The sequence below is a fragment of the Pseudomonas sp. GD03944 genome (assembly GCF_029839275.1).
In the GTDB taxonomy this organism is placed as follows: Bacteria; Pseudomonadota; Gammaproteobacteria; order Pseudomonadales; family Pseudomonadaceae; genus Aquipseudomonas.
Genome location: NZ_JAOCAH010000018.1, coordinates 1 through 21259 on the forward strand (window position 1 = coordinate 1; position 21259 = coordinate 21259).

22 protein-coding genes are annotated in these 21259 nt (G+C 62.6%); 6 read left to right on the forward strand and 16 right to left on the reverse strand.

Annotated elements, in window-relative coordinates; all coding sequences use genetic code 11:
- From msrQ to ilvC, 4 genes are all read right to left on the reverse strand, one after another.
- A partial coding sequence (gene msrQ / locus N5C28_RS21525; protein WP_279825377.1) for a protein-methionine-sulfoxide reductase heme-binding subunit MsrQ occupies nt 1-613 on the reverse strand: 613 nt, incomplete at its 3' end.
- On the reverse strand, nt 613-1620 hold the full coding sequence (msrP, locus tag N5C28_RS21530) for a protein-methionine-sulfoxide reductase catalytic subunit MsrP (protein WP_279825378.1): 1008 nt from the start codon (nt 1618-1620) through the stop codon (nt 613-615). The genes msrP and msrQ, both read right to left, overlap by 1 nt.
- Nucleotides 1621-1682: 62 nt before the next feature.
- Nucleotides 1683-2498 (reverse strand): CDP-diacylglycerol--serine O-phosphatidyltransferase, encoded by an 816-nt coding sequence (gene pssA, locus N5C28_RS21535; RefSeq protein ID WP_279825379.1) that lies wholly within the window; start codon nt 2496-2498, stop codon nt 1683-1685.
- 158 nt (nt 2499-2656) lie between these two features.
- Complete coding sequence (ilvC, locus tag N5C28_RS21540) at nt 2657-3673, reverse strand: ketol-acid reductoisomerase (RefSeq protein WP_279825380.1); 1017 nt, start codon at nt 3671-3673, stop codon at nt 2657-2659.
- Nucleotides 3674-3798: 125 nt separating this feature from the next.
- Between ilvC and ilvY the strand changes: the two genes are divergently transcribed.
- Nucleotides 3799-4680 (forward strand): HTH-type transcriptional activator IlvY, encoded by an 882-nt coding sequence (gene ilvY, locus N5C28_RS21545; RefSeq protein WP_279825382.1) that lies wholly within the window; start codon nt 3799-3801, stop codon nt 4678-4680.
- A 51-nt stretch (nt 4681-4731) separates the two neighbouring features.
- Here ilvY and ilvN read toward each other — a convergent pair whose 3' ends face one another.
- Both ilvN and N5C28_RS21555 read right to left on the reverse strand, forming a co-directional pair.
- Complete coding sequence (ilvN, locus tag N5C28_RS21550) at nt 4732-5223, reverse strand: acetolactate synthase small subunit (protein ID WP_279825384.1); 492 nt, start codon at nt 5221-5223, stop codon at nt 4732-4734.
- A gap of 2 nt (nt 5224-5225) precedes the next feature.
- Nucleotides 5226-6950 carry an acetolactate synthase 3 large subunit gene (locus tag N5C28_RS21555; protein WP_279825386.1) on the reverse strand — a complete coding sequence of 575 codons (1725 nt, stop codon included), beginning with the start codon at nt 6948-6950 and terminating at the stop codon, nt 5226-5228.
- Nucleotides 6951-7354: 404 nt separating this feature from the next.
- On the opposite strand from N5C28_RS21555, the gene N5C28_RS21560 reads away from it, so the two are divergent.
- On the forward strand, nt 7355-7792 hold the full coding sequence (locus tag N5C28_RS21560; RefSeq protein WP_279825387.1) for a DUF4124 domain-containing protein: 438 nt from the start codon (nt 7355-7357) through the stop codon (nt 7790-7792).
- 18 nt (nt 7793-7810) lie between these two features.
- On the opposite strand, the gene N5C28_RS21565 is transcribed toward N5C28_RS21560, so the two are convergent.
- The 3 genes from N5C28_RS21565 to mrcB are packed head-to-tail and all read right to left on the reverse strand — an operon-like array spanning nt 7811 to nt 11207.
- Nucleotides 7811-8140 (reverse strand): YqcC family protein, encoded by a 330-nt coding sequence (locus tag N5C28_RS21565; RefSeq protein ID WP_279825388.1) that lies wholly within the window; start codon nt 8138-8140, stop codon nt 7811-7813.
- Nucleotides 8140-8871 carry a tetratricopeptide repeat protein gene (locus tag N5C28_RS21570; protein WP_279825389.1) on the reverse strand — a complete coding sequence of 244 codons (732 nt, stop codon included), beginning with the start codon at nt 8869-8871 and terminating at the stop codon, nt 8140-8142. Before N5C28_RS21570 ends, N5C28_RS21565 begins: the two co-directional genes overlap by 1 nt.
- Before the next feature lie 17 nt (nt 8872-8888).
- Nucleotides 8889-11207, reverse strand: coding sequence for a penicillin-binding protein 1B (mrcB, locus tag N5C28_RS21575; RefSeq protein ID WP_279825391.1), 2319 nt, complete (start codon nt 11205-11207; stop codon nt 8889-8891).
- Nucleotides 11208-11326: 119 nt separating this feature from the next.
- Between mrcB and N5C28_RS21580 the strand changes: the two genes are divergently transcribed.
- The 4 genes from N5C28_RS21580 to N5C28_RS21595 all read left to right on the forward strand — a co-directional run bounded on the left by N5C28_RS21580 (nt 11327) and on the right by N5C28_RS21595 (nt 14696).
- Entirely contained in the window at nt 11327-12889 is a 1563-nt protein-coding gene (locus N5C28_RS21580) for a bifunctional aminoglycoside phosphotransferase/ATP-binding protein (RefSeq protein WP_279825392.1), read from the forward strand.
- Nucleotides 12890-12976: 87 nt separating this feature from the next.
- Nucleotides 12977-13321 (forward strand): pentapeptide repeat-containing protein, encoded by a 345-nt coding sequence (locus N5C28_RS21585; protein ID WP_279825393.1) that lies wholly within the window; start codon nt 12977-12979, stop codon nt 13319-13321.
- Nucleotides 13322-13526: 205 nt separating this feature from the next.
- Nucleotides 13527-13799, forward strand: coding sequence for a TfoX/Sxy family protein (locus N5C28_RS21590; protein ID WP_279825395.1), 273 nt, complete (start codon nt 13527-13529; stop codon nt 13797-13799).
- A 96-nt stretch (nt 13800-13895) separates the two neighbouring features.
- Complete coding sequence (locus N5C28_RS21595) at nt 13896-14696, forward strand: cyclic nucleotide-binding domain-containing protein (RefSeq protein WP_279825396.1); 801 nt, start codon at nt 13896-13898, stop codon at nt 14694-14696.
- A 579-nt stretch (nt 14697-15275) separates the two neighbouring features.
- Here the strand turns inward: N5C28_RS21595 and N5C28_RS21600 are convergent.
- From N5C28_RS21600 to N5C28_RS21630, 7 genes are all read right to left on the reverse strand, one after another.
- A complete protein-coding gene (locus N5C28_RS21600) occupies nt 15276-15680 on the reverse strand; it encodes a nuclear transport factor 2 family protein (protein ID WP_279825397.1) in 405 nt (134 codons plus the stop codon).
- A 61-nt stretch (nt 15681-15741) separates the two neighbouring features.
- The gene (locus N5C28_RS21605; protein WP_279825398.1) at nt 15742-16626 is read right to left on the reverse strand and encodes a ChaN family lipoprotein; all 885 of its coding nucleotides are present in this window, start codon (nt 16624-16626) and stop codon (nt 15742-15744) included.
- A 10-nt stretch (nt 16627-16636) separates the two neighbouring features.
- A complete protein-coding gene (locus tag N5C28_RS21610) occupies nt 16637-17404 on the reverse strand; it encodes a heme ABC transporter ATP-binding protein (RefSeq protein ID WP_279825399.1) in 768 nt (255 codons plus the stop codon).
- Complete coding sequence (locus N5C28_RS21615; RefSeq protein ID WP_279825400.1) at nt 17404-18441, reverse strand: iron ABC transporter permease; 1038 nt, start codon at nt 18439-18441, stop codon at nt 17404-17406. Before N5C28_RS21615 ends, N5C28_RS21610 begins: the two co-directional genes overlap by 1 nt.
- Nucleotides 18438-19337, reverse strand: a complete 900-nt coding sequence (locus N5C28_RS21620; RefSeq protein WP_279825401.1) for an ABC transporter substrate-binding protein — start codon at nt 19335-19337, stop codon at nt 18438-18440. The genes N5C28_RS21615 and N5C28_RS21620 overlap by 4 nt, the downstream gene beginning before the upstream one ends.
- 103 nt (nt 19338-19440) lie before the next feature.
- Nucleotides 19441-20511, reverse strand: a complete 1071-nt coding sequence (locus tag N5C28_RS21625) for a ChuX/HutX family heme-like substrate-binding protein (RefSeq protein WP_279825402.1) — start codon at nt 20509-20511, stop codon at nt 19441-19443.
- 18 nt (nt 20512-20529) lie between these two features.
- Nucleotides 20530-21240, reverse strand: coding sequence for an energy transducer TonB (locus tag N5C28_RS21630; protein WP_279825404.1), 711 nt, complete (start codon nt 21238-21240; stop codon nt 20530-20532).
- Nucleotides 21241-21259: the final 19 nt, after the last annotated feature.

Sequence of the window (21259 nt, forward strand, 5' to 3'; positions counted from 1 at the left end):
TTGTCATAACTCGCTCACGCAGCTTGGGCAGCCGCGCCAGCCAACCGGCGACAGCTGGCACGCGCATTAGCAAAAGCACCGTCCCTGCAAGCGCATAGAAAGCCCATTCCCGTAAATCCGCACGCACCACCCAGAGCATATGCACCAGGGCCAGGACGAGAATCGGATAGACCAGCCGATGCAACTGCTTCCAGCGCCGGCCAAGTGCTCGCACGCTGTAGCGATTGGAGGTGACCGCCAAGGCCAGCAATCCCAACAGTGCCGACGCACCAACGATGATATAGGGACGCTCGCCCAGATCGATCAGCAACTGCCCCATATCGAGTCCCACCAGGAACACCGCATAGGCTGCCAGGTGCAGCAGCGCATAAGTGAAGCACCACAGCCCCAGCTGTCGACGAATAGCGATCCAACCACCCCATCCGGTCATCTGACGCAAAGGCGTCATGGCCAGCGTCAGCAGCAACAGGATCAACGCCCCCAAGCCCAGGCGCTCCACCAGCACCTTGCCGGGGTCCGCCCCCAGCGCGAAGATCCAGGCCTGGTACAGCCAGTACAACGGGAACACCAACGCCCCCACGAACACTGCGCACCGCCACAGCCGATAGCGCATCAGTAGTTCTTCCGCAGATCGAGACCGGCGTACAGATCGGCCACCTCGTCGTAGCCGTTGAACATACGGGTGGGCATGACATTCGGACTGAACAGGCTGCTCGGCAAACGACGCTCACGCGCCTGCGTCCAGCGCGGATGATCGACCTCGGGGTTCACGTTGGCATAGAAGCCATACTCTTCCGGCGCCAGTGCTTCCCAAGTTGTGGTCGGCGCCTCACGCACCAAGCTGATACGCACGATCGATTTGATGCTCTTGAATCCATACTTCCAGGGCACGACCAGACGCAAAGGCGCCCCGTTCTGCGCCGGCAGCACCCGGCCATACATGCCCACGGCCAGGATTGTCAGCGGATGCATCGCCTCATCCAGCCGCAAGCCTTCCACGTAAGGCCATTTGATCAAGGAGAACCCTGAACGCTGCCCCGGCATGCGCTCAGGATCGACGAGCGTTTCGAAACGGACGAACTTGGCATTGCCGTTGGGATCAGCCTGCTTGATCAGTTCGCCAAGCGGAAAACCGAGCCATGGAATGACCATCGACCACGCTTCGACACAGCGCAAACGGTAGATGCGCTCCTCCAACTGGTGAGGCTTGACCAAGTCTTCCACACCATAACGTCCTGGCTTGTTGACCTCACCATCGACCATGACCGTCCAGGGCTCGACTTTCATGGCACCGGCGTTTCGCGCCGGGTCACCCTTGTCAGGCCCGAACTCATAGAAGTTGTTGTAGTGCGTGGCGTCCTTGAACGGCGTGAGCTTCTCGTCGCCGGCGGTAACGGCCTGCCAGCGGGTCTTCTCGAGCTTCTGTGCGAACCAGTCAGGCGCTGCAGCCGGCTCGACATCGGCGTAGCGCGCCATGTCGGCACGGGCCGAAACAGGGAGCATGGAGAGCGCCGCGAGCCCACCCGCCGCTGACAGCAGCCGACGACGAGACAGGTAGATGGATTCGGGAGTGACTTCAGACTCGTGCGAGGCTGAAGCAGGGGGGATGCGAATAAGCATGACAGCTCCGCAGCGACAGGAATGGATGCGCCTGTAGACCGCGGAGCCGGGAGGAAATTACATCACTCGACGCTCTTACGGCGACGCAGTTGCAACAAATACTGCACAGGGCCTGATGCAGCATACGCCAGGAAGATGATCAGCAGAATCCGGGGTGGGTCGCTGAAGACGACCGCGAAGACCAATACCACCGCCAGGATCGCCACGAACGGCACGCGACCTTTCAAGTCGAGGTCCTTGAAACTGTTGTACTTGATATTACTGACCATGAGCATGCCGGCTGCAGCGACGAGTATCGCGACTGCGAAGGCCATGTTCGATCCTTTGATGCCGAAGTCGCTGAACGCCCATACGGTTCCCGCCACCACGCCAGCGGCTGCCGGACTGGCCAAACCGATGAAATAGCGTTTGTCGGTACTGCCGATCTGAGTGTTGAAGCGCGCCAGGCGCAACGCTGCGCCGGCCACATAGATGAAGGCCACCATCCAGCCGACCTTACCCATGCTGCCCAGCGCCCATTCGAACGCCAACAGCGCAGGCGCCACGCCGAACGCCACCATGTCGGACAACGAATCGTACTCGGCACCAAAGGCGCTCTGCGTGTTGGTCAGGCGAGCGACACGGCCGTCGAGGCTATCGAGCACCATGGCGACGAATACGGCGGCAGCAGCCACGTAGAAGTTGCCGTTCATGGCGTTGATGATGGCGTAGAACCCGGCGAACAGATTGGCCGTGGTGAACAGGTTCGGCAGCAGGTAGATGCCACGGTGGCGAACCTTGCGCCCGTCGGCGTCATGCCCTTCCTCGACATGCTCATCAATGGGCAACAGGCTATCCGCATCGGGGGCCGATTTGGGCTCTTCTGGACGTTCGCTCATGAACTACACCTTGCAACGGGTTTGAAGAATTTCGACAGGCGCCCTCCAACGAGGTTCGAGGGATGTCCTGACACAACGATCAGGCTTTATACCAGAAGCCTTGCGTCATAACGAAAAAACGCGGCCATGGCCGCGTTTTTTCAGAACATCGGAAGGCCTTAGTTCTTAGCCTTGTCGACGATCTTGTTGGCAGCGATCCACGGCATCATGGCGCGCAGCTTCTCACCGACCACTTCGATGCCATGAGCGGCATTGTTGCGGCGGTAGGCGGTCATGGAAGCATAGTTGCTCGCACCTTCCTGGATGAACATCTTCGCGTATTCACCGTTCTGGATACGCTTCAGGGCGTTGCGCATGGCTTCGCGGGACTGCTCATTGATCACTTCCGGACCGGTGACGTACTCACCGTACTCGGCGTTGTTGGAGATCGAGTAGTTCATATTGGCGATGCCGCCTTCGAACATCAGGTCAACGATCAGCTTCAGCTCGTGCAGGCACTCGAAGTAAGCCATTTCAGGGGCATAGCCCGCTTCGACCAGGGTGTCGAAGCCAGCCTTGACCAGCTCCACGCAACCGCCGCACAGAACGGCCTGCTCGCCGAACAGGTCGGTTTCGGTCTCGTCCTTGAAGGTGGTTTCGATGATGCCGGTGCGGCCACCGCCAACGCCGGAGGCGTAGGACAGAGCGACGTTCTTGGCGTTGCCGGAGGCGTCCTGGTAAACCGCGATCAGGTCAGGAATACCGCCGCCCTTGACGAACTCGGTACGCACGGTGTGGCCCGGGGCTTTCGGCGCGATCATGATCACGTCGAGATCGGCGCGCGGAACGACCTGGTTGTAATGGATCGAGAAGCCGTGGGAGAAGGCCAGGGTGGCCCCTTTCTTGATGTTCGGCTCGATCTCGTTCTTGTACAGCGTGCCCTGGAATTCGTCCGGAGTCAGGATCATGACGAGGTCGGCGGAAGCGACAGCAGTGGCCACGTCGGCAACTTTCAGGCCGTGGGCTTCTGCCTTGGCAACGGTGGCCGAGCCTTTACGCAGACCGACAGTGACATCTACACCGGAGTCCTTCAGGTTGCACGCCTGTGCATGGCCCTGGGAACCGTAACCGATGATGGCAACTTTCTTGCCCTGGATGATCGAGAGGTCACAGTCTTTGTCGTAATAAACTTTCATGTTCTTGGCTCTTTTGGTCGAAAGGGATGGGTGCACGCACCGCGACAAAAGCACCTTAAGTGATCCTGCCCGTTGCGTAAAATGATATATTTGCAACACAACATGCCGAAAAATGAAATGCAAAAATGGACAGCCACGCCCTCAGGCTCTTTCTTTCCCTGGCCGACAACCTGCACTTCGGCAAAACCAGCCGTGAACAGCATGTCAGCCCTTCCGCACTCAGCCGCAGCATCAAGCAGCTCGAAGAAGAGCTCGGCGCCCCGCTCTTCTTGCGCGACAACCGCTCGGTCCGCCTGACCCGCGAAGGGCAACAGTTCCGTGAATACGCGAGCGAGGTCTTGAACGGCTGGCAGGCCATTCGCCAGGCATTCAAGCAGGACCAGTTGATCCTGCATGGCGAACTCTCTCTCTACTGCTCGGTTACCGCCAGCTACAGTTTCCTCTATGACATCCTGAGCAGTTTCCGGCAGGACTACCCACGCATCGAAATGAAGCTGCACACCGGCGACCCGGCAAAAGCTGTCGAACGCGTGCAGGAAGGCCTGGAAGACCTGGCCATCGGCGCCCGCCCCGACAGCCTGCCGGCCGGGATCGCGTTTCAATCGATTGCCCGCTCCGAGCTGTGCTTCATTGGCCCGCAGTCTCCTCAGTTGCTGAATGAGGACCAGTTGAAGAACCCGAGCGCCGCCAGTTGGCGGGACGTGCCGATGATTCTCTCGGAAGAGGGCTTGGCGCGAACCCGCACTGACCGCTGGCTGAAAAGCCACAACATCAAACCGCGGATCTACGCCCAAGTGAGCGGCAACGAAGCCATCGTCAGCATGGTGAGCCTGGGGTTCGGTATCGGCGTGGTGCCGCAGATCGTGCTCGACAACAGCCCTCTGACGGCGCGCATTCGTATCTACGACATCCAACCGCCGCTGACCGCCTACGACATCGGTCTGTTCGCCCTGGAAAAGCGTCTCAAGGACCCGCTGATCGCGGCCTTCTGGAACCGCCAGCCATAAATTTCGGAAAAAAAAGCCCCGCACGAAGCGGGGCCCTTTTTTACAGAACGATCAGATACTCAGTACCTTGTCGCCCCGGGCAATGCCGGTAACACCGCTACGCACGGTCTCCAGGATCGACGCAGTGCCGATAGCCTGGATGAAGCTGTCCAGCTTGTCGCTCGTGCCAGCCAATTGAATGGTGTACACGCTGCTGGTCACATCGACGATCTGCCCGCGGAAGATGTCGGTGGTGCGTTTGACTTCGGCGCGCTGAGCGCCCGTCGCCTTGACCTTCACCAGCATCAGCTCGCGCTCGATGTGCGCGCTTTCCGACAGGTCGACCAGTTTGACCACCTCGACCAGCTTGTTGAGGTTCTTGGTGATCTGCTCGATGACCTCATCATGCCCTACGGTGGTCAGCGTCAGACGCGACAGGGTCGGGTCTTCGGTCGGCGCCACGGTGAGGCTTTCGATGTTGTAGTTGCGTTGCGAGAACAGACCCACCACGCGGGACAGTGCGCCGGGCTCGTTTTCCAGCAGCAGGGAAATAATGTGTCGCATGGTTAGGTACGCTCCGTCTTGCTCAGCCACATATCGCGCATCGAGCCGTCTCTGATCTGCATCGGATAGACGTGCTCACTGGTATCGACCTGGATATCGAGGAACACCAGTCGATCCTTCATGGCGAAGGCTTCGGCCATCTTCGACTTGAGGTCTTTCAGGTCAGTGATGCGGATACCGACATGGCCATAGGCCTCGGCCAGTTTGACGAAGTCCGGCAGCGACTCCATGTAGGAGTGCGAGTGACGGCTGCTGTACATCATGTCCTGCCACTGACGCACCATACCGAGGGCGCCATTGTTCAGGTTGACGATCTTCACCGGCAGGCCGTACTGCATGCAGGTCGACAGCTCCTGGATATTCATCTGGATGCTGCCTTCACCGGTCACGCACGCGACGTCGTCGTCGGGGAAGCTCAACTTCACACCCATGGCCGCCGGGAAACCGAAGCCCATGGTGCCCAGGCCGCCGGAGTTGATCCAGCGATTGGGCTTGTTGAAGCGGTAGTATTGCGCCGCGAACATCTGGTGCTGACCCACGTCGGAGGTCACGAAGGCGTCGCCATTGGTGACTTCGCACAGGGTCTCGATCACGGTCTGCGGCTTGATGATGCTGCCGTCGCCCTTCTCGTACGGGAAGGTGCCGCGGCTGCCGCGCCACTCTTCGATCTGCTTCCACCAACTGGCCAGCGCTTCCTTGTTCAGGTGCTCGCCGATTTCCTTGAGGATGGCGACCATCTCGGTCAGGACGCTGTCCACCGGGCCAACGATCGGGACGTCTGCCTTGATGGTCTTGGAAATGGAGGCCGGGTCGATGTCGATGTGGATGATCTTGGCGTTCGGGCAGAACTTGCTCGGGCCGTTGATCACGCGGTCATCGAAACGCGCGCCGACCGCGAGGATCACGTCGGCATGGTGCATGGCCAGGTTGGCGGTGTAGCTGCCGTGCATGCCCAGCATGCCCAGGAACTGACGGTCGGTGCCTGGGTAGCCACCCAGGCCCATCAGGGTGTTGGTCACCGGCAGGTTGAGCATTTGTGCCAGCTCGGTCAGCGGCGCGGCAGCGCCCCCCATGATCACGCCACCGCCCGAATAGACCATCGGGCGCTTGGCGCTCAGCAGCATTTCGGCGGCCTTGCGGATCTGGCCGGAATGGCCACGCAGGGCCGGGCTGTACGAGCGCAGCTTGACCTTCTTCGGGTAGACGTATTCGAACTTCTCTGCCGGGTTGGTCATGTCCTTCGGAATGTCCACGACAACCGGACCTGGACGGCCGGACTGCGCCAGGTAGAACGCTTTTTTCAGGACTTCTGGAATTTCCGATGCGTGCTTGATCATGAAGCTGTGCTTCACGATCGGCCGGGAGATACCGATCATGTCGGTTTCCTGGAAGGCATCGGTACCGACCATGTTGCTCGGCACCTGGCCAGACAGCACGACCATCGGAATGGAGTCCATGTAGGCCGTGGCGATACCGGTGATGGCGTTGGTCGCGCCAGGTCCGGAAGTCACCAGCACCACACCGGCCTTGCCGGTCGCGCGGGCGTAGCCGTCCGCCATGTGGGTAGCCGCCTGCTCGTGACGAACCAGGATGTGATTCACTTCCGGCTCTTTGAACAGGGCATCGTAGATGTGCAGGAGGGCACCACCCGGGTACCCGTAGATATTCTTAACGCCTTCGTCACGCAGAAAGCGGACGACCATTTCAGCGCCGGATAAAAGCTCCACGTTGTTCACCTCTAAAACGCCAGAAAACCGCCCACCGGGGACGGCCTAAGATAGGTTTACTGCTAGCAGAGCATGAGCGACGGTGGTCGCCGACTACGTCAGCTACTACTGAGCAAGTATTGGGAACGCCCCAAAGTGTTGTGGGGTTTTCCCACCCAGCGCGAGGTAACGCGTTGCGGGTGTAACAAAGGTCGGCGTGGGTAACGCCTCATGTCTGCTGAGCTAAAGCCTGCTTGCGGCCGACTCCACTACAGCGAGCATTGGATTGTTGGGATTAGGCAAGAGCAAGTCAAGTAGTCCTTAACGGATTCTGTCATCTTCCGCTGTGACGTAGCGCAGAATGAAGATTCGATTGTTTTGGGTATAGTAACCATCAGGTTTCGCAGCTCTTAAAAGGAAACAGCATGCGCCGCATGATTCTCACCAGTAGCTTGCTGCTCGCCCTGAGCGCATCTGCCATGGCCAGCCAGGTCTACAAATGGGTCGATGAACAAGGTGTGACCCACTTCGGCTCACAGCCACCGCAGGGCCAGCAGGCGACCTCGGTCAATACCTCGACAGCCCAGCCCAAGACGACCACCCCGCCACCGCCCGCGCCGACCTTCGACAGCGTGGCCGACCCCAAACAGGCGGAATATGATGAGAAAGTGAAAAAGGAAGTGGCACACACGGAAGCGGAACTGAGAAAGTTCTGCGACAGCATGCGCAGCAACCTCGCGCAGTTGAACAACAACCCACGCGTCGAATTCGAAGTGAACGGTGAAGTCCGCCGGATGACGGAAGAAGAGCGTCAGAAGCAAATCAACGACGCGAAGAAATCGATCAGCGAAAACTGCAAGTAAGGCAGGCGGTGCGCAGCTTCAGGCTGCGCCACCAATCAACCCGTCAAACTCGCCGAGTAGCATGACCACACCTTTCGCGCGAGTGCCCCGCTCGGCCAATGCCTGCTCAGCCATTGGCTGGATGCCGGAAACTTTCGGCAGTGCAGCCCCCCTCTCCAGCAAGACCTTCATCCGCGGCAGAAAAATCCACTGCAACCACTCTTCGAAGGCCATGCTGTCGACGCAGAACGGTTCTTGGCTGGCCAACGCCTTCGCACTGGGCGAAGCCTCCGACCACCAGCCCTGCTGACGCAGCTCTCGCTCGATCAGCAGCAGAAGTTCTGCAATCTGGGGCGTACGCGCATCCATCAGAGATTGACCCGCGCCTGCTCACGGGCTTGCGCCGCGCCAGCAGCATCGCCTTGGCGCTCGCGGGCCTGGGCGATGAGGTTCCACAGGCTGGCCTGCAAGGTCGGGCGACCACTCGCATAGCTCAGGCCGCGACGGGCGAACTGCTCGGCCTGGGCCGCATCACCCTGGGCCAGGCGCACTTCAGCCAGGCGATACAGCACCTGAGGCTCGCGCGGGGCAATGCGCTGTGCACGCTCCAGGCTGGAGGCGGCGCCGTTGAGGTCGCCACCGCCCTGTTGTTGCTGAGCAGTGGTCAGCAAGGCCAGTACCGGACCGTCGAGTTGCTCGTCAGCGGCCAGGCCGCCCGAGCTCGGAATCCCGCTGGGCATGCTCGGCGCCGACGGCGTGCTGTATGCACCGACATTCGCCGGCTGGCTGACCGACGGCCCGCTCGACAGCGGCTCATCGAACGTGAGACCGCCGCTGCTCGGCGCGCTGCCGGCAGGGAATGTCTGGATAGGCGTCGCACTGCCGCCACCCGGGACCATGACCACCACGCCGGAATCTTCCGGCATGGCTTGCGGCTGCGCCGCCGGTGCGTTGTAGCCGGTGTTGTTGCCGGCCGCCTGGTCGCGCCGATCGGATGCGGAAGTGCCGGAGTCAACCACCGGAATGGAGCCGCGCGGAACGCTGGCACAACCACCCAGGAGGACAGAGGCGGTTAAAACTGGAATCAACCACTTGGTCACGTCACACCCTCTTCAACTTAATCCAACCAGCCACGAACCCAATCCATCACCGAATCGACCGGTGCCTGGATACCACAAGCCACGCCAGGTGCCGGCTCACTTCCACGAATATACGGCATCTGCACCGCGCCCGGGCAGCTCGGGTCAGAGCCTTGGCCCGTGCCGGGATCGATCCACGCCTGCACGACGTTTTCCGGCATCGGCATATCCAGCGGCAGAGGATCGGCCTTGCGCATGAAGTCCGTCCACACCTGCAGGGCACCGGTCGCGCCGGTCAGCGGCGTCGGGCCGTTGTCATCGCGACCGAGCCACACCACGGCCAGCAGGTCCTGGCTGAAGCCGGCGAACCAACTGTCGCGCGAATCGTTACTGGTGCCCGTCTTGCCCGCCAGATTGAGCGACGCCGGCAGCTGGCTGTAAACCGAGCGCCCCGTCCCCTCGCGCATGGTGCGCTGCATGGCGTTCTGCAACAGATAGATGGCCCCGCCATCGAAACGCTGCTGGATCTGGAACGGGTAGCGCTTGAGCGGCTCACCCTCGGCCGTCAGCACGCTGCGAATCCCGCGCAGAGGCGTATTGAAACCACCATTGGCCAGGGTCTGGTACATATCTGCCACGGCCATCGGGCTCAAACCACCCGCACCCAGCAACATCGACGGATAGGCCGGCCAGCTGTGCTGCACGCCAAGGCGCTCTAATGTTTTGAGCACATTCGGCACGCCCAGTTCCAGGCCAAGCTTGGCGGTCGACAGGTTGTAGGAGTTGGCCAGGCCCTGGTACAGGTAAATAGTGCCATGGGCCTTGCGATCATAGTTCTGCGGCCGCCAGACCTGGCCATCCTGCCCCTTGATGGAGAACGGCTCGTCCTCCAGGAAGCTGGTCAGGGTGAACTGGCTCGGGCGCTCCAGCGCCGTCAGGTAAATGGCCGGTTTGATCAACGAGCCGATCGGCCGCACCGCATCCAGGGCGCGGTTGAACCCGGCAAAGCGCGGCTGACGGCTACCGATCAGCGCCTGCACCTCACCGGTTTCCGGGTTGGTCACGACCATGCCGGCCTCGACCTGATCGACACCTTTGCGCCCCGACAGACGCTTCAGCGAATCCGCCAATGCGGACTCCGCCTTCAACTGCAGAATCGGATCGAAGCTGGTGAAGATCCGCAGGCCTTCCTCGGTGAGGTCTTCCTCGCGGTAGTCTTCGCGCAACTGGCGCTTCACCAGATCCAGGAAGGCCGGGAACGAACTGTTGGCCATGCTGCCCCGCTGGGTCACACCCAGCGGCTTCTGCTTGGCGGCTGCGGCCTCTTCGGGCGTAACGACGCCTTGTTCGGCCAGCACATCCAGCACCAGGTTGCGGCGTTCCAGGGCGCGCTCCGGATTGCGGCGCGGGTTGTAGTACGTCGGCCCCTTGACCATCCCCACCAGCAACGCCACCTGATCGAGCTTCAGCTCGGACAAAGGCTGGCTGAAGAAGTACTGGCTGGCCAGGCCGAAGCCGTGCACGGCACGCTGGCCATCCTGACCGAGGAACACCTCGTTGAGGTAGGCCTCGAGGATATCGTTCTTGTCGTAATGCAGCTCCAGCAACACCGCCATCATGGCCTCGGTGGCCTTGCGGGTCAGACTGCGCTCGTTGGTGAGGAAGAAGTTTTTCACCAACTGTTGGGTCAGGGTACTGCCGCCCTGCCGCAATTGCCCTGCCGTGGCGTTGATCCACATGGCACGGGCGATGCCCTTCGGCGACACGCCGAAATGGTTGAAGAACTCACGGTCCTCGACCGCCACCAGGGCCTCCACCAGATAAGCAGGCACCTGTTCGAGCTTGATCAGCACACGGTCTTCCTGGTGCGCCGGGTACAGACCCCCGATCAGCATCGGCTCCAGTCGGGCCACCGCCAGATCACTGCCATTGGCCTGATTGAGGCCCGCCACATAATCACCGGAAAAGCGCACACGCACCCGCTGGGAAGGCTCGGTACTTTCGTAGAACTGGAATCCGCGGGAGTGTAACTCGATGTTATTGCCGGATACCGACACCGCGCCCGGGCCGTTGGACACACTTTCACGGCGATAGCCCAGGGCATCCAGCTCTTTGAGGAAGTCGTCCTTGGCCAGCTTCTGGCCGACGAACAACTCCAGAGGCCTGGCGTAGACCTTGGCGGGCACAGTCCAGCGCTTGCCGGAGAATTTCTCCTGCACCACGGCGTCGAGGTAAACCGCTACACCAGCCAGCACCACAAGACCAACCAGGCCGAGTTTTACGGCCCAGCCAAGCCAGGGGCGAAGGCCACGCGAGCGGCGCTTGGAACGAGAACGGGGGGATCGAGTACGAGTCATGGCGCGGCATTATACGCACTTTGCCGGGCACGGGCAGGCGCAGCCCGGCGGTTTGCACGACAGCGCACAACCGCCATAATGGTGGGCTCTGAACCCTACCAACAAGCCAAGGATAGTCCGTGAGCCAAGCCCTGATCTCCGCCCTGCAGAACCCGGCCCTTTACCCGCACCCGGTAGAGGGCTTCCAGGTCATCGAGACGCATATCTCCTGGGTTTTGCTCACTGGCCCCTACGCTTACAAGATCAAGAAGCCGGTCAACTTCGGCTTCCTGGATTTCACCCAGTTGGCCGACCGCAAGCACTTCTGCGAAGAAGAACTGCGCCTCAACCAACGCCTGACCGACGGTCTCTACCTGGAAGTCCTGCCGATCAGCGGCAGCGCCGAAGCTCCCCAACTCAACGGCGACGGCACGGTCATCGACTACGCCCTCAAGATGCGCCAGTTCCCGCAGTCGCAACTGCTGGGCGAAGTCCAGGCGCGGGGCGAACTGAGCGAGGCGCATATCGACTCCCTGGCCGCCCAGGTCGCCGCCTTCCACCTGAACACCCCGAAAGTCGCACTGGATCACCCGCTGTGCACGGCGACGGCAATCATTGCCCCGCTGCGGCAGAACTTCGAACAGATCCGCCCGCTGCTCAGCGATAAAGCCGACCTGCAGCAACTGGACGCCCTGGAAGCCTGGGCCGAGAGCAGCCTGGAACGCCTGTGGCCCGAACTGGAAGCGCGCGCCAGCCAAGGCTATATCCGCGAATGCCATGGTGATATTCACCTGGGTAACGCTGCCCTGCTGGAAGGCCAGGCCGTCCTGTTCGACTGCATTGAGTTCAACGAGCCGTTCCGCCTGATCGACATCGCCCTGGATGCAGCTTTCCTGGTCATGGACCTCGAAGACCGTGGCCTGAAGTGCCTGGCGCGCCGCTTCACCAACGCCTGGCTGGAGCACACCGGCGACTATGCGTCCCTCAAGCTGTTCAACCTCTACAAGACGCACCGCGCCCTGGTCCGCGCCAAGGTCAACCTGTTCCGCCTGGGCCAGGAGCAGGATGCCGTGCAGCGCGCCGTGATCCTGCGTCAGTACCGCGGCTATGCGAACCTGGCGGAAAGCTACAGCGCCATTCCGTCGCCGTTCCTGGCCATCACCCATGGCGTTTCCGCCGTTGGCAAAAGCCACGTCGCCATGCGCCTGGTCGAAGCCCTCGGCGCCATTCGCATACGCTCCGATGTCGAACGCAAGCGCCTGTTCGGCGAGCAGAAAGACGGTTCGCAGGACGACCTGAACACCGGCATCTACAGCCAGGACGCCAGTACCGCCACCTACCAGCACCTGCATCAATTGGCCGGTGAGGTGCTGCAAGCAGGCCAGCCCGTCGTGCTCGATGCCACCTACCTGATGCGCGAGCAGCGCCAGGCCGCCTGGCAGGTTGCCGAAAACACCGGTACGCCCTTCCTGATCCTCGACTGCCATGCGCCGGATGAGGTCATTTCCAGCTGGCTTGCTCAGCGTCAGGCGGAGAACCAGGACCCGTCCGACGCCAGCATGGCCGTGATCGCCGCCCAGCAAACCAAGCGCGAGCCGCTGAACGAAGACGAGCAGGCGCACAGCAAGCGCGTCGACACCCACGACAGCGCCAGCCTCGACAGCCTGGTGGAGCGCATCCGCCAGCGCCTGCCGGGTCTCTAACGCCCACGGCAACAGCCCGAAGCGCATGGCGAGCACAAGTCGCCATGCGCTCTATACTCCGGTGACCCACAACACCGGATGTTCCCAATGAGCCAGCCGCGCCAGCTCGACACCCCGCTCTACCGCCTGCTGCACAACGACGACGTGAAAGGTTTCAACGCGCAGAAACCGCAGGCAGGTGAAGTCGACCTGTCCGGCGGCGACTTCCGTGGGCTGGACCTTCGCGCCCTCGATGCTGAACGCATCAATTTCACCGACGCCTACTTCCGCGGCGCCGATCTGCGCGGCCTGGATTTGCGCAATGCCCAACTGGAAGGCGCCAGCATCGCCCACGCCCAGATATCCGGCGCCTATTTCCCGGTGGAGCTGACCGCCGACGAAATCCTCATGTCCATGAATTTCGGCACCCGGTTGCGCTACCGCACCCGGTAGCTGCACCAGCACCACCGACCGCCAACCCACACCGAGGCGCACCATTTTCGGCGGCGCCCCGGCCTGCCTTTATCAGCACAACCCGCGTAAACACTGAGGTGATATCAATCAGCCACGCATTTTTAAATGGCCGCTACACTTCCTGACAGGCAGACCGAAACCCGCCTGACAGCCGGTCGCGCCAGCAGCAACGCAAGGAGGCTCGATGAACGACGAATTGCAACACCTGAAGAACCTGGGCAAGACATCCGCACAATGGCTTCATGCCGCCGGCATCCACAGCGCCAAGGACCTGCGCCGACTTGGCGCCGTCAGCGCCTACCGCGCGGTCAGGGCACGCGGCTTTCGCGCCTCGAAAGTCCTGCTGTATGCCATCGAAGGCGCCTTGCTGGACATCCACTGGAGCGAACTGCCCCCTGCTCACAAGGCAGAATTGAACGGGCAGCTCAACGCCGGAACCCCTCACAATAAGAGATAGCTCACAACCTCTGTAAACAGAGATTTACCTCAGGCCTGGCGAGGCCTATTGTTTCAGGGACGTTCGTCTGCTTAGCCAGTTCAAGGAATTACGCGCATGTACTTACTCGGGGAGCAACCGGCTTACGCCGATCAGTTGATCAACCGCCTGCAGAGCATCCCCACGCAGCTGCTGGAGGGACTGGCACCCAGTGGAGAACCCCTGGTGCTGGATCGCGTTGATGACCTGGCCAAAGCACTCCCGGGCAACCAACTGTTCATCATCGAGAACGGCCTGCTGCACGCCCTGGTCGATGAACGTCCCTTGTTCTACCTGCAGGAAGGCGACCTCGTAGGCCTGCGCCAAGGGATCGACCTGCCCAGCTGCCGCTACAGCAGCGAAGAACCCCTGAGCCTGGTGCCGTATTCACGCACCGACGTGTTCAAGCACATTTATGCCAGCGAACAGCGCCAGGAACTGTTCATTCAGTACCTGATCGGCCATACCGCCCTGCTGTCCGACGCTCTGGCGCGCCTGAAGCAGCCGGAGATTCGTCCCTCCACCGGCTTCCAGCATTTCGCCGCCGGCGAAGAGCTGATCCACCAGGGCGACGCTGCCGACCACGTATTCATCATCATCGAAGGGCACGCCGAGGCGTACGTCGATGGGCACAAAGTGGGCGACGTACAGAAGGATGAAATCTTCGGTGCTATGGCCGTGTTCACCCGTGAAAAGCGCAGCGCCACCGTTTTGGCCAGCGAGCCCTGCACCGTGATGGTGATCCCCAAGGAACAGTTCCTGAGCCTGATGCAGAGCAATCCGCGCATCGCTCACAGCCTGATCGAAAGCATGGCCCGCCGTATCGACCTGCTGAACAAGGAAGTCACGCAATTGCGCCTTCCCGAGGGCGAAGAATAAGGCGCATCCGCCGCGCTGACGAACCCGGCCATGTGCCGGGTTTTTCGTTTTTTGGGCCCGCAAAAGGCCTCGAAAAATAACTGAGGAAAGGGTGTTGACTGCGAAATGAGAATTGTTATTATTAGCGCAACTGGTCGCGAGATCAGCCGATAAGCTCTAGAGACCTTCAGTCGGACTCTTCAGATTATCTCCTCATCAGGCTAATCACGGTTATTGACCCGGCTTTTGCCGGGTCTTTTTTTGCCTGTAAAAAAGCCTCGCCAAGCGAGCCGATGTTCACCGTTCCCTACCTGCACCGCGCAACCTATCGTCGCGAATTTCAGCGCCGACAACTGACAAAATGGCCACGCAGCCCGCTGTTCTCGCTGGAATTCAAGTACCGTGAATTGAGGCAAAAAAGAATGTTGACACTGAAATGAGAATTGTTATTATTATCGCAACTGATCGCGAGATCGGTCGATAAGCTCTAGAGACCTTCAGTCGGACTCTTCAGATTATCTCCTCATCAGGCTAATCACGGTTATTGACCCGGCTTTTTGCCGGGTCTTTTTTTGCCTGCAGAAAAGTGCCTGCTGGCGATCAGAAATCGACCTGTGCCAGCCATTCCGGCAGGTTGAAGTGCTGGCTGACCCGGCAGATCAAACCGTCGCGAATTTCGAAGAAGGTCGCCGCCTGCAACTGGTAGGACTGGCCGCAGGCATCAGGCAGGCCATCGTCCGTAGCCAGGTACTCGCCGCTCAAGGTGAATTCGCAGGCCGCATGCCGCCCGCTGGGTTCACCGAGTATCACCAGGTTGTCGAAGGATTCGCGGTAGCAGCGCTGGTTACGCGCCAGGTACGCGGCAAACGCCTGACGCCCTTCTTCGCGCATACCCTGATTGAGGTCCAGGCACACGTCATCGCTGAGCAGGGCCAGGCAGGCGCGCGCGTCCCGTTCATTGAGGGCGTGGAAATAGCGGGTGACCAATTCGTTTGCAACAGACATGCACGGCTTCCTCGACGCGAAAAGCGCCGAGAATAACCGTGGGACGGGATCGGGAAAGGGGCTAGCGTCGCAGTTTCGCGCAGTGATCCTGCTCGGGTGTCGACGGTGTGTACCAGACGAAATCCGCCTGCTCGGCACCCAGCGAGTCATCCCCCACCTCGGCAAAGATCAGCACCTGCCCGCCTGTAGCATCCCCCAGGTCGCGCAGGTGCAGGGGGACCCCCAGATCACGGCGTGTATGGAATGCCCCCGCCAACAGCACGGCGGGCTCCGGCGCCGCCAGCAAGGCCTCGGCCATGCGCCGGTCACGCTGCTGTTGCACGGCCAGCATCGGCGCCATCTGGCTCTCGGGCAGCAGCCCGCAGTGGGACTCGCGAATCTGCTCCAGCAGCGGTGCTCTCACCGTTTCTGCGGTGGAAAGCGCCCCAGTCAACGCGGGCGGATTCTGGTAAATGCTCATGATCTCCGAGCGATCAAGGTTGGCAGCCAGCAGCGGATACGGCTGCGCCAGGGCATGACGCACGATCGCGCCGTACCAGGACCAATCCCAACCCTTCTGCCAGGCCAGCGCTGTCGGCAGATCAGCGATGGCCTCACCCTTGGCCAGCCGCGCCTGGGCATCGTCGACCGCCGCCTGCTGGCCGGGGGTGAGCATTTCCAGCAGCAGGCTGCCCTGTTCACGCTGGCTGGCCAGCGAACGCAGCAGCCAGAGCTGCAGGGCGTGATGGTCAGGGTTGTCGTGACGCTCCCCCAGCAGAACCCGCGGCGAAGAAGCCAGGCGTTGCACCAGTTGCTCCGGCGTCAGCCGTTGCCCCGTGCGCAATTCGATGATCTGCCCGACCTCGGCATGATCGCGCCCTTCCGGGCTCTGCCAGGCGGGCAATGGCGCCAGAACGGCCTGGCAACCGGCCAGGAACAATAACAACAGGCACAGCAGCGGACGCATGGTGGTTTCCTTATCGTGCAACGATCAATGGATGCCCTCGCTCGGGATGCTGTTGCACCAGCACCTCCAGACCGAAAACAGCCAACAGCGGCTCGGCCCGCAACACCTGCTCGGGCGTGCCCAGCACATGGGGCCGGCCGCGCTCCAACAGCAGCAGCCGATCACAGTAACGGGCCGCCAGGTTCAGGTCATGCAGGATCACCAGCACTGCGGCGCCTTCCTGGGCGAACGCTCGGGTGGCCTGTAGCGTGGTGTGCTGGTGCAACGGATCGAGCATCGAGGTCGGCTCATCGAGCAGCAGGATCCTCCCCTCGCCGCCCGGCCAGAGTTGCGCCAGAACCCGCGCCAGGTGCACGCGCTGGCGTTCGCCACCAGACAGCGCCAGGTAGCTGCGCCCCGTCAGGTGCGCCGCATCGGCAGCCTCCAGCGCCTGCTGGACGATCTGTGCATCGCGCACCCGGCCGCTGGCGTGAGGCAGACGCCCCATGCCGACCACCTCTTCCACACGGAAGGCGAAGTTCAGGGTGGACGTCTGCGGCAGCACTGCCAGGCGCTTGGCCCGTTCGCTGCCAGGCCAATCCGCCAGTTGTCGCTGATCCAGACGCACCTGCCCCCCACTCGGGGCGAGTTCGCCGCACAGGGCCGCCAGCAGCGTACTCTTGCCGGCACCATTGGGCCCAAGGACGCCCAGGACTTCCCCGGGGCGAAGCTCCAGGTCGACATCCGCCAGGACCGTGCTGGTGCCGCGCTGCACCATCAGATTTTCCGCGCAGAGCATCAGGCACGTCCCCGCAATAACAGATAAAGGAAGAACGGCGCACCAATCAGTGCCGTGACGATCCCGATCGGCAATTCGGCCGGTGCCAGCACCAGCCGCGCCGCCAGGTCAGAGAACAGCAGCAGGCTCGCCCCCGCCAGCGCCGAGGCGGGCAACAGCACCCGGTGGTCGGGGCCGACCATCAGGCGCACCAGGTGCGGCACCACCAGGCCGATAAAACCGATCATGCCGGCCGCGGCCACCGCGGCCCCAACGCCCAGCGCGGTGCAGAACACCAGCTCGCGCTTGACCCGTTCCACCGCAAACCCCAGGTGCCGGGCTTCCGACTCACCCAGCAGCAGCGCATTCAACGCCCTGGCCCGACGCGGCAGCCATAGCGCCACCGCCAGCGTCACCAGCAACAACGGCCACAATCGCTCGTAGCTGGCACCGTTGAGGCTGCCCAGGTTCCAGAACGTCAGGGTCCGCAGGGTCGCGTCATCCGCCAGATAAGTGAACAGGCCGATCACCGCGCCCGCCAGGGCCGTCAGCGCGATACCGGCCAGCAACATGGTCGCCACGCTGGTCTGCCCATCCCGCCGCCCCAGCCGGTACACCAACGCGGTAACCCCCAGACCGCCGATAAAGGCACACAGCGACAGCAGGTACGGCTCGAAGGCCGGCGGCAGGCCGCCCAGCGACGCGCCACCGACGATGGCCACCGCGGCGCCAAGGGCGGCACCGCTCGACACACCGACAAGGCCCGGGTCAGCCAGTGGATTGCGAAACAATCCCTGCATCGCCACGCCGCACAGCGCCAGCACGGCACCGACCGCCAGCCCGAGCAATGCCCGGGGCATACGGATCTGGCCCAGAATCAGCTCGGCCTGCAGCAGTTCATCGCCGCCCAGCGACACCCCGAGCAGGCGCAACGACGCGCGCAACGTGTCCGCCAGCGGCAGGCTGACCGGCCCGAGCGCCAGCGACAGCCAGAGCGCGAGCGCGAGCAACAGGCCCAGTGCGATAAACAGTGAGCGCGGTTGGATGACTGGGTTCATGGTGTGGGTTGTGCTTCGGCGGCCAACGGTTGGCTGGCAGGATAAAAGGCCGCGGACAAGGCTGCCAGCCCATCCGGGATACGCGGGCCCAGGCCGCCGACCAACAAGGTCGGATCGAGTGCCACCAGGCGACCGTCACGGGCGGCACGGGTCGCCGCCAGCGCCGGATTGCTCTTGAGCAATGCCTGCTTCGCCTCTTCACCCACCAGACGCCGGTCTGCGAACACCACGACCTCGGGGTCGAGCGCCATCAGCGCCTCGGTGGAAAGCGCCTTGTAACCGTTGTGCGTAGTCAGGTTGCGCCCACCGGCCTGCTCGATCAGCCAGGCCGCCGCCGTGTCCTGACCGGCCGCCATCGGGCTGTTGCCCGCGTGCCCGAGCAGCAGCATGACGCCCGGTGCCTTCTGCTCACGCTGCGCCTGGGCAACCCAGTCTGCCTGCGTCGCCAGGCGCTGCTGGTAATCGGCCAGGGCCTTTTCGGCGCGCTGCGGATCACCCAACAGCGCTCCGATACGCGTCAGGTTGTCTTCCAAGGTAGCCATGTTCGCCTTGGCCGACAGCGATTCGACCCGCACACCGGCCGCCTGCAACTGTGCCAGCACCGGCGGTGGGCCCATTTCTTCGCTGCCCAGCAACACATCCGGTCGCAAGGCGAGGATGCCCTCGGCGGCCAGTTGGCGCTGATAGCCGATGCTTGGCAGCTTCTGCAGCGAGGCCGGGTTGAGGCTGGTGGTGTCGACCCCGACCAGCTTGCTTTCACCGCCCAGCGCGACCACCCACTCGCTCAGCGAGCCGCCCGCACTGACCCAGCGTTGCGGCAAGGGATCAGCCGACACCGGCAGGGCGTGGCACAACAGACTCGCCGCCAGCGCGAGTGCAGGACCGTAATATTTCATGTTTCGGCTCCAACCAAATGCGAGAGCCCCGACGGCATGTTGCCGTCAGGTCAGGAATGAGAAGTGACGGGGCCGGACTGCGGCCCCGTGGACACCGCAGGCTTCAGCTCGGCAGGGCCGCCGCGCCCTCTGCCAGCGCACGCCATTGCTCCAGCTCCGGCACGCCCGGTTTGCGGGCGCCGAACAGCTGCACCACGATCTCGCCGTCGGCGTCGTAGGCTTCCCAGCTGGTGATCACGCCGTCGCTGCTCGGCTTGCGCACCCGCCACAGTTCGGTAACGCCCGGCGTCTTCAGGTGCAGGTTGAACTCGGGGTCGAGCACGTTGAACCAGGTGTCCATCCAGCGCAGGTTCTTCACCAGGCCAGTATGGATCTGGATGCAGTGGCGGTTGCCGACGAACACCATCACCGGCACCTCACGGGCGCCCGCCTGCTCCAGCAGGCTCGGCAATTCACGCACGTCCAGCGGCTCGGCCCACTCACGCCCGGCCAGGCGCAGCGCCTGAGTGCGGGTAGTGCCGTGTTTTTTCAGCAGGGCGAAGAAATGATGGGTGTCCTTCAGCGTGGACCACCCCTCGCGCAGGGCTGCCACATCGATCTGATCATCGGCACGCGCCGGCGCCGGTTCGGGCAGCGGTTGCAGATCGAGCGGGCCGTCCTGCTCCTCGGCGCGGAAACGCTCGAGCAGCGGCGCCCAGGCGTCCAGCTGGCTCTGTTCCGTGAGGAACACTTTGTGCACCGCCGTACCCTGGCGGTCGAACACCTGCAGGCTGCGCTGGGTACCCTTGCCGGTTTCTTCGGCGATGGCGAATACGCTGGCCCAACCGCCCAGGAACAGGCGCAGGTCGATGTCGGGCGACACCACCAGGCCCATCTGACCGTTGCCGGTCACGGTCACGTCGCGGTAGTAACCCTTGCGCTCATGTACGCAATGCTCGTTGCGCGTCAGCGCCATGATGTAGCCCAGCGACTCCAGCGCCGGCAGCAGCGTCGCCCACTCGGGGCGCAGGCGCACGGTATCGATCCCCACGCGGCTGGCAACCAGCTCCGCCTCGCTCACCGCCAGGTGCTCGGCGGCATCACGCGCACGCAGGCGCGGCTGTTCGAGGCGCAGGGCCTGCCAGGCCTGGTAGAGGCCATTGTTCGCGGAAACGGGGGTGGTCTGGGTGGTCATGTGAAGCTCCTTCAGGAATCAACGGCCCGCCTTCAAGGCGAACTGCACGGGTATCTGGATTCGGCTGGGCACGGCCCGCCCATCCACGGTTTCTGGGTGAAACTGCCAACGGGAAACGGCGTCGAGCGCGGCCAGGTCGAGGCTTTCTACGCCCGATGAACGCAGCAACGTACGTTCGAGCTGGCGCCCCAGCTCATCCAGGCGCACTTCCAGCAACACCACACCCTCCTGGTTACGGCGACGGGCCTGCGAGGGGTAACGCGGTGGTGATGGCGGCGCGAGGAAACGGGGTTTGGTGCTGAGCACTTCTTTCGGCGGCGCAGAGGGAAGCGCGCTGGGCGTCACGGCCTGGGCACGAACGTTCTCGTGCGAGACCGGTGACGAGGCCAAGGGCTTGGCCACGCTCGGGCGCTCCGGCTCCGGGCGCGGTGGCGCCTTGGCAACCACCGGTTTGGGTTCCGGGCGCCTTTCGACAACGGACGTGGGGCTCTTGGCGGGTGGCGGCACGACCTTGGCCGGCGCCGGCGGCTCACTCTGGCGAGGCGGCGCGACAGGTACCGCCGCAACGGCCGGTGCAGCAGGCGCTGCCGGCAGCGGCGCCAGGCTGATCATGGTCACTTCGGCAGGCGTCAGCGGTTTGCCAGGCGACACCTGAAACTCGCGCAGCAGCCAGCCTACACCTGCGTGCAGCGCCACGGAGAGCATCAGGTAGAACGGCAAACGCAGCATCGCGCCTTAGACCTCTTGA

Coding starts and splice junctions, on each gene's coding strand:
- ilvN (WP_279825384.1), bottom strand. CDS start 5,223: ATGCGACACATTATTTCCCTGCTGCTGGAAAACGAGCCCGGCGCACTG.
- N5C28_RS21565 (WP_279825388.1), bottom strand. CDS start 8,140: ATGGATGCGCGTACGCCCCAGATTGCAGAACTTCTGCTGCTGATCGAG.
- N5C28_RS21630 (WP_279825404.1), bottom strand. CDS start 21,240: ATGCTGCGTTTGCCGTTCTACCTGATGCTCTCCGTGGCGCTGCACGCA.
- mrcB (WP_279825391.1), bottom strand. CDS start 11,207: ATGACTCGTACTCGATCCCCCCGTTCTCGTTCCAAGCGCCGCTCGCGT.
- N5C28_RS21560 (WP_279825387.1), top strand. CDS start 7,355: ATGCGCCGCATGATTCTCACCAGTAGCTTGCTGCTCGCCCTGAGCGCA.
- N5C28_RS21600 (WP_279825397.1), bottom strand. CDS start 15,680: ATGTCTGTTGCAAACGAATTGGTCACCCGCTATTTCCACGCCCTCAAT.
- N5C28_RS21595 (WP_279825396.1), top strand. CDS start 13,896: ATGTACTTACTCGGGGAGCAACCGGCTTACGCCGATCAGTTGATCAAC.
- N5C28_RS21615 (WP_279825400.1), bottom strand. CDS start 18,441: ATGAACCCAGTCATCCAACCGCGCTCACTGTTTATCGCACTGGGCCTG.
- pssA (WP_279825379.1), bottom strand. CDS start 2,498: ATGAGCGAACGTCCAGAAGAGCCCAAATCGGCCCCCGATGCGGATAGC.
- N5C28_RS21610 (WP_279825399.1), bottom strand. CDS start 17,404: ATGCTCTGCGCGGAAAATCTGATGGTGCAGCGCGGCACCAGCACGGTC.
- ilvY (WP_279825382.1), top strand. CDS start 3,799: ATGGACAGCCACGCCCTCAGGCTCTTTCTTTCCCTGGCCGACAACCTG.
- N5C28_RS21620 (WP_279825401.1), bottom strand. CDS start 19,337: ATGAAATATTACGGTCCTGCACTCGCGCTGGCGGCGAGTCTGTTGTGC.
- N5C28_RS21590 (WP_279825395.1), top strand. CDS start 13,527: ATGAACGACGAATTGCAACACCTGAAGAACCTGGGCAAGACATCCGCA.
- N5C28_RS21625 (WP_279825402.1), bottom strand. CDS start 20,511: ATGACCACCCAGACCACCCCCGTTTCCGCGAACAATGGCCTCTACCAG.
- N5C28_RS21605 (WP_279825398.1), bottom strand. CDS start 16,626: ATGCGTCCGCTGCTGTGCCTGTTGTTATTGTTCCTGGCCGGTTGCCAG.
- ilvC (WP_279825380.1), bottom strand. CDS start 3,673: ATGAAAGTTTATTACGACAAAGACTGTGACCTCTCGATCATCCAGGGC.
- msrP (WP_279825378.1), bottom strand. CDS start 1,620: ATGCTTATTCGCATCCCCCCTGCTTCAGCCTCGCACGAGTCTGAAGTC.
- N5C28_RS21585 (WP_279825393.1), top strand. CDS start 12,977: ATGAGCCAGCCGCGCCAGCTCGACACCCCGCTCTACCGCCTGCTGCAC.